The 5,806-nt window shown below is 62.5% G+C and carries 6 protein-coding genes; 4 read left to right on the plus strand and 2 right to left on the minus strand.

The window, feature by feature from the left end; all coding sequences use genetic code 11:
- A partial coding sequence (locus tag VFL62_RS08140) for a methyl-accepting chemotaxis protein (RefSeq protein ID WP_325171859.1) occupies positions 1-777 on the plus strand: 777 nt, incomplete at its 5' end.
- A 44-nt stretch (positions 778-821) separates the two neighbouring features.
- Here VFL62_RS08140 and VFL62_RS08145 read toward each other — a convergent pair.
- Complete coding sequence (locus VFL62_RS08145) at positions 822-1,181, minus strand: DUF3175 domain-containing protein (RefSeq protein ID WP_325171860.1); 360 nt, start codon at positions 1,179-1,181, stop codon at positions 822-824.
- 173 nt (positions 1,182-1,354) lie between these two features.
- Between VFL62_RS08145 and VFL62_RS08150 the strand changes: the two genes are divergently transcribed.
- The 3 genes from VFL62_RS08150 to VFL62_RS08160 all read left to right on the plus strand — a co-directional run bounded on the left by VFL62_RS08150 (position 1,355) and on the right by VFL62_RS08160 (position 5,356).
- Positions 1,355-2,896 (plus strand): MFS transporter, encoded by a 1,542-nt coding sequence (locus VFL62_RS08150; protein ID WP_325171861.1) that lies wholly within the window; start codon positions 1,355-1,357, stop codon positions 2,894-2,896.
- Between the two features lie 4 nt (positions 2,897-2,900).
- Positions 2,901-3,737, plus strand: a complete 837-nt coding sequence (gene otsB / locus VFL62_RS08155) for a trehalose-phosphatase (protein WP_325171862.1) — start codon at positions 2,901-2,903, stop codon at positions 3,735-3,737.
- A gap of 179 nt (positions 3,738-3,916) precedes the next feature.
- On the plus strand, positions 3,917-5,356 hold the full coding sequence (locus VFL62_RS08160) for a trehalose-6-phosphate synthase (protein ID WP_325171863.1): 1,440 nt from the start codon (positions 3,917-3,919) through the stop codon (positions 5,354-5,356).
- 25 nt (positions 5,357-5,381) lie between these two features.
- Here VFL62_RS08160 and VFL62_RS08165 read toward each other — a convergent pair whose 3' ends face one another.
- Entirely contained in the window at positions 5,382-5,708 is a 327-nt protein-coding gene (locus VFL62_RS08165; RefSeq protein WP_325171864.1) for a hypothetical protein, read from the minus strand.
- Positions 5,709-5,806 lie beyond the last annotated feature (98 nt).

Consider the following 5,806-nt stretch of genomic DNA (forward strand, 5'->3'; position numbering starts at 1 on the left):
GCCTCGGCCCATCAGCTCGAGGCCTCCGCCGGAACGCTCACGCGGACCGCGGAGACCACGCAGGATCTTTCGGGCCAGGCCGCGGGCGCATCAGAGCATGCCTCCAGCAGCATGCAGTCGATTGCGTCCGCCACGGAAGAGCTTTCAGCATCGGTGGACGAAATCGGCAGACAGGCACAGGAGTCCAACCGGATTGCCGAGGCAGCCGTGGTTCAGGCCGAACAGACCGACGGACGTATCGGCAAGCTGTCGCGGGCCGCACAGGAAATCGGCGACGTGGTCAAGCTGATCACGGCGATTGCCGAGCAGACCAATCTTCTGGCGCTCAATGCCACGATCGAGGCAGCCCGCGCCGGCGATGCCGGACGTGGATTTGCCGTCGTGGCTTCGGAGGTCAAGTCACTGGCGAGCCAGACCGCCAAGGCAACCGACGAAATCTCGACCCACATTGCCGGCATGCAGGGTGCGACCCAGGAGTCGGTCGCCGCGATCAAGGAGATCGGCGGTACCATCGGTCAGATCTCCAGCATCGCCTCGACGATTGCGAGCGCGGTCAAGGAGCAAAGCTCGGCCACGCAGGAAATCGCCCGCAGCGTTCAAAACGTCGCGGAAGGCACCAGCGAAGCTGCCGTGAACATCATGGAAGTCAACAAGGGCGCTGCCGAAACCGGCTCTGCCTCGGCCAACGTTCTGGAGGCGGCACGTTCGCTGTCTTCCGAAAGCACGCGGCTACGCGAAGAACTCGATCGCTTCATGGCCAACATTCGCGCGGCCTGAGCCGCGCAAAGTCTTCGCGGGCGGTGGAGCATCCTCCGCCGTTGCTACTCTCGGCCGAATTGCCGTTTCAGTTCGACCTTAGCCCGGTTCAGCCGCTCGCGCTGGGCCTTGGGCAGCGTTCGGCCGGCCCGGTTGATATAGAATGTCAGCATCGAAATCGCCGAACGATAGGCGCCGGCCTTGCGGCGCGTGCTACGCTCGGCCGAGCGCTTGAGCGAAGCCGCGATCCGCTTCGGATCTCGCTGGCTGAAGACGCCGAGCTTGAGATCGAGTGCATCGCTGTTCCGCGTCACGCGCTGCGACCACCGTTTCGATGACCGCCGCTTGGTCGCGGTCTTTCTTCTTGCCGTGGATTTCTTGGCGGATTTGGCGGTCCGGCGCGTCGCCGTTTTACGTTGGGCCATGTCGCTATCCTTCACGCTGCTGGCCAACGGGTAGGAATGCCATGGGGTTCCTCCATACCGGAATGGAACCCGAATACCCTGCCGGACGTTGACGGCGGAGCCGATGGCGCTTTTGCGCGCACCGCCCAAGGGTCCTAATCACCGCCCCGAAAATTCCTGATTGGTAACGCTCCATGGCATTGCAGCGACGGCAAGACGATCTCGATGCCGCGTGCGAACCTGCGGAGGTCATCGATAGTGGCCAGGCGAATGATCGCGCCGCTGGCGATAACATCGTCGAAACCAGCATTCCTTTCCGGCTGGATGCGCTGCGCTGGAGCGGGTTTCATACCCGCGTGGTGCTGGCGCTTGGCATCACCTGGGTTCTCGACGGCCTGGAAGTGACACTGGCGGGCGCCTTGTCCGGCGCACTGAAGCAAAGCCCGGTGCTGCAATTTTCGAATTTCGAAGTCGGCTTCGCCAACAGTTGTTATCTTGCTGGCGCGGTGCTCGGCGCCTTTGTCTTCGGCTGGCTGACCGACCGCATCGGCCGCAAGAAACTCTTCTTCATCACCTTGGCGCTCTACCTCGCTGCGACCGCCGCCACCGCGCTGTCATGGGGTGTTGCAAGCTACGCCGTGTTTCGTTTCCTGACCGGCGCCGGCATTGGCGGCGAATACACCGCGATCAACTCCACGATTCAGGAACTCATTCCGTCGCGTTACCGTGGCTGGACCGACCTGATCATCAACGGCAGCTTCTGGCTCGGCGCCGCGCTCGGCGCGACCTGCGCCATCGTGCTGCTTGATCCGAACTGGTTCGCCGTCGATTTCGGCTGGCGGCTTGCCTATCTTACCGGTGCCTGTCTCGGCCTTGTCGTATTCGTGATGCGGATCTGGATTCCGGAAAGTCCACGCTGGCTGATCATTCATGGTCGCCCCGATCAGGCCAACGCCATCATGCGTGATATCGAGCGCTCCGTCATTGGACGCACCCAGGATCGGCCGCCGGCGATCGGTGAAGCTCCGCTGCCGCACGGTTGGCCGAAACTGCGGCTGCGAATGCGTACTCACACGCCGCTATCGGAGGTCGTGCACACCCTGTTCGGCGTTTATCGCGACCGTTCGCTGGTCGGGCTGGTGCTGATGATCGCGCAGGCATTTTTCTATAACGCGATCTTCTTCACTTTCGCGCTGGTGCTCAGCGATTTTTACGGGATACCCGCCGACGGGGTCGGCTGGTATATCCTTCCATTCGCGGCGGGCAATTTTCTGGGGCCATTGGTGCTCGGCCGTCTGTTCGATACGCTTGGGCGCCGTCCAATGATCGCGTTGACCTACGGAATTTCCGGTATCCTGCTCGCGGTCTCGGGCTATCTGTTCGAGATCGGTGCGTTGAGCGCCAGGACGCAGACGATCGCATGGATGGTGATCTTCTTCTGCGCTTCTCCTGCCGCAAGCGCAGCCTATCTTACGGTGAGCGAGAATTTTCCGCTGGAGGTGCGTGCGTTGGCGATTGCGCTGTTTTATGCGATCGGCACCGGGGTTGGCGGCGTCGCCGGCCCCATCCTGTTTGGGGCGCTGATCGATACCGGTTCGCGCGGCAGCGTGTTTACCGGCTACCTCTTCGGGGCGGCGCTGATGCTGGTGGCCGCAGCGGTCGGCTGGCGCTATGCGGTTGCGGCGGAGCGGCGTCCGCTGGAATCGGTCGCGCAGCCGCTGGCCTCGGTGGAGTGATGGGATGACTGACAGCGTTGCCAATCGTGTAGTTCCGATGCGCGAAGACGCATGGCCCGCAGCCGGTGCTTCGCTGGATCTGATCGCCGAAAGGCTAGCGCAATGTCTCAACGCCTGCGCGATCCTGCTCGATATCGACGGCACGCTGCTCGAGCTTGCACGGACGCCGCGCGAGGTGTGGGTGCCGCCGGGACTGGCGGCGACGCTGCATGCCCTGCACGAACAGACCAGGGGCGCGCTGGCGCTCGTCAGCGGACGTTCGCTCAATGACATCGACCTAATTTTCGCACCGGATCGATTTCCGGCGGTTGGCGGTCACGGCGCCGAGATGCGGCTTTCGACGGAGAGTGAAGCGGTTGCGACCCACGCACCGCCGATGGACGGGGAATTGAAACGACGTCTGGCCGCGATTGCCCGATTAAGCCCCGGCATCCTCCTCGAAGACAAAGGTTACTCGCTCGCGTTGCACTACCGATTGGCGCCGCACGCGGAGAAAGCGATTTACGAGGCGGTGTCGCTGATCCGGGCCGATTTGCCGAATGCCCCGATCGAAGTATTGCCGGGAAAATGCGTCTGCGAAATCAAACAAGCAGGTTTTGACAAGGCGACCGGCGTGCGCGAATTGCTCAATCACGAGCCGTTCGCGGGACGCAGGCCGGTTTTCATCGGCGATGACGTCACCGATGAGTCGGTCTTCGCGGCAATGCCCGATCTCGGCGGGCTGGCTTTCTCCGTTGGCCGTCAGGCGCACGGGGTCGCGGGCCACTTCGAAGCCCCGCACGATGTTCGCGCCTGGCTCACGCGCCTCGTCAATCATGGCAAAGCTTCGAGCGCGACGTAAACGTGACGTGAACAATCCGTTCGGGTGGCGTCATCGTTAGTGGACGAATTTTGACGCCGCGATGCCCATTCCCGACGCCGCATCGCCTGAATTCGGTTTCAATTCATAGGAAAAGTGACCAGGAACCATATTGATGAACAGCTGTTAACACGCGAGCGAAGCATCAGGAGGGGAACCCGGTGAGCCTCGTCGTCGTTTCAAATCGCATCACGCGCGGTAATGCCAATGAACCCATTACCGGGGGTCTGGCGGCTGCACTGCTTCCCATCGTGGAAGAATCAGGGGCGATTTGGGTCGGTTCCAGCGGTCGCGTGCGCGATGGCGTACAGAAAGAGCCTTTCGCTGAAATCGAAGCGCTGGGTGCCGGCGCGCTGGCGATGCTTGATCTGCCGGCGGCGCATTACGGCGGATATTACGAGGGCTTCGCCAATTCGGCCCTGTGGCCGGCGTTGCATTCGCGCGCCGATCTGATTCGCGTGTCGCAAGGCGACTATCGTTCCTACCGCGAAGTTAACGCCTTCATGGCGAGGGCGCTGCTGCGGTTCCGCAAGGCGGACACCATCTTCTGGGTTCAGGACTATCATTTCCTGGCGCTCGGCGCGGAGCTGCGCGACCTCGGCGTGTGCCAGCCGATCGGATTTTTTCTCCATACGCCGTGGGCGCCGCGCGACGTGATCGAAGGTGTTCCCCATCATCGCGAACTGGTCGAGGCGATGCTGGCTTACGATCTGATCGGTTTCCAGACCGAGAGCGACTGCGAAAATTTCGCGAATTATCTCTCGTCGACGCTTGGCCTCATGGTCGAAGACGGCGTGGTGATGTCGCAACACGGCACGACCCGCATTGCGGTTTTTCCGATCGGGATCGACGTCGAAAAATTCGCACGTCAGGCAATCAAGTCGGTGTCGCACCCTGACGTCTCGCGGCTTCGCCGCAGCTTGAACGGCGAGAAGCTCGCCATCGGCGTTGACCGGCTCGACTATTCCAAGGGTCTCGTCAACCGCATCAAGGCGTTCGACCGGATGTGGGCGACGCATCCGAGCCTGGCGCGGACCGTGTCCTTGCTGCAGATCGCAACGCCCTCACGCGGCGCGATCGAGGCTTACGGCAATCTGCAAACCGAGCTCGCCAAGCTCGTAAGCGAGGTCAATGGTCAGCATGGCGAGGTCGACTGGACGCCGATCCGCTATCTCAACAAGGGTTTCAGCCAGAGCGTGCTCGCCGGTTTCTACCGCACCGCCCAGGTTGGCGTGGTCACGCCGCTGCATGACGGAATGAACCTGGTGGCGAAGGAATATGTCGCCGCGCAAAACCCCGATGATCCCGGCGTCCTCGTGCTCTCGAAGTTTGCCGGCGCCGCCAACGAGCTCGATACCGCGCTTCTGGTCAATCCGCACGACATCGACGGCATGGCGCGCACCATCGCGATGGCGGCCTCGATGCCGCTGCTCGAGCGGCGAATGCGTTGGGAAGCGATGATGGCGAAGCTGAAGTGCGGCTCGATCCAGCAATGGTTCTCGAGCTTCGTCGAAGGTCTGGAAAGGGCGCGCGCGGAACGCGATGCGGCGCAGCCGCTGGCAACCCCGCTCGCTTGGCCGCTTCGCTCGGTGACCGCCTGAGCCAGCTGCAGCCGGCGAGAGCCTCTCAGTTGCAGTACGGTACCTCGTCGAGAGTAACGCAGCGCGTCTTGCTCGGGTCCTCGAGCGGCACCATGCCCTTGCCCTGACCGACGAACACGCCGGGTCCGACACGCACCGATGCCTTGTTGCCGATGATGACGCTCGGATGCGGCGATGAGCGCGACCTCGTGCCGTCGGCCCAGATAATGGCATCGCCCGACCAGACGCCGCGATGCCCGTCATCGCAGCTCACGTCGGTCCCCTCGCGATGACAATGCTGGGCCTGCGCCGGCAGCGCATAAGCCGCAGCCGACAGCATGGTCAGTGCGATTATCGCCCTGTGGATGCTCATGGTGCGCTCCCTGTTCGCTCGTGCGGCTCGAACTAACAGTCTGACCTCGGCGGTTTTGGGTTCACAGGGCGCCGGGCGAAATATCACCTTTTTAAATT

The organism is Bradyrhizobium sp., assembly GCF_035701725.1.
GTDB lineage: Bacteria > Pseudomonadota > Alphaproteobacteria > Rhizobiales > Xanthobacteraceae > Bradyrhizobium.

Excerpts from the sequence above, each read along its gene's own strand:
- VFL62_RS08165 (WP_325171864.1), bottom strand. The coding sequence starts at position 5,708 with ATGAGCATCCACAGGGCGATAATCGCACTGACCATGCTGTCGGCTGCG.
- VFL62_RS08145 (WP_325171860.1), bottom strand. The coding sequence starts at position 1,181 with ATGGCCCAACGTAAAACGGCGACGCGCCGGACCGCCAAATCCGCCAAG.
- otsB (WP_325171862.1), top strand. The coding sequence starts at position 2,901 with ATGACTGACAGCGTTGCCAATCGTGTAGTTCCGATGCGCGAAGACGCA.
- VFL62_RS08150 (WP_325171861.1), top strand. The coding sequence starts at position 1,355 with ATGGCATTGCAGCGACGGCAAGACGATCTCGATGCCGCGTGCGAACCT.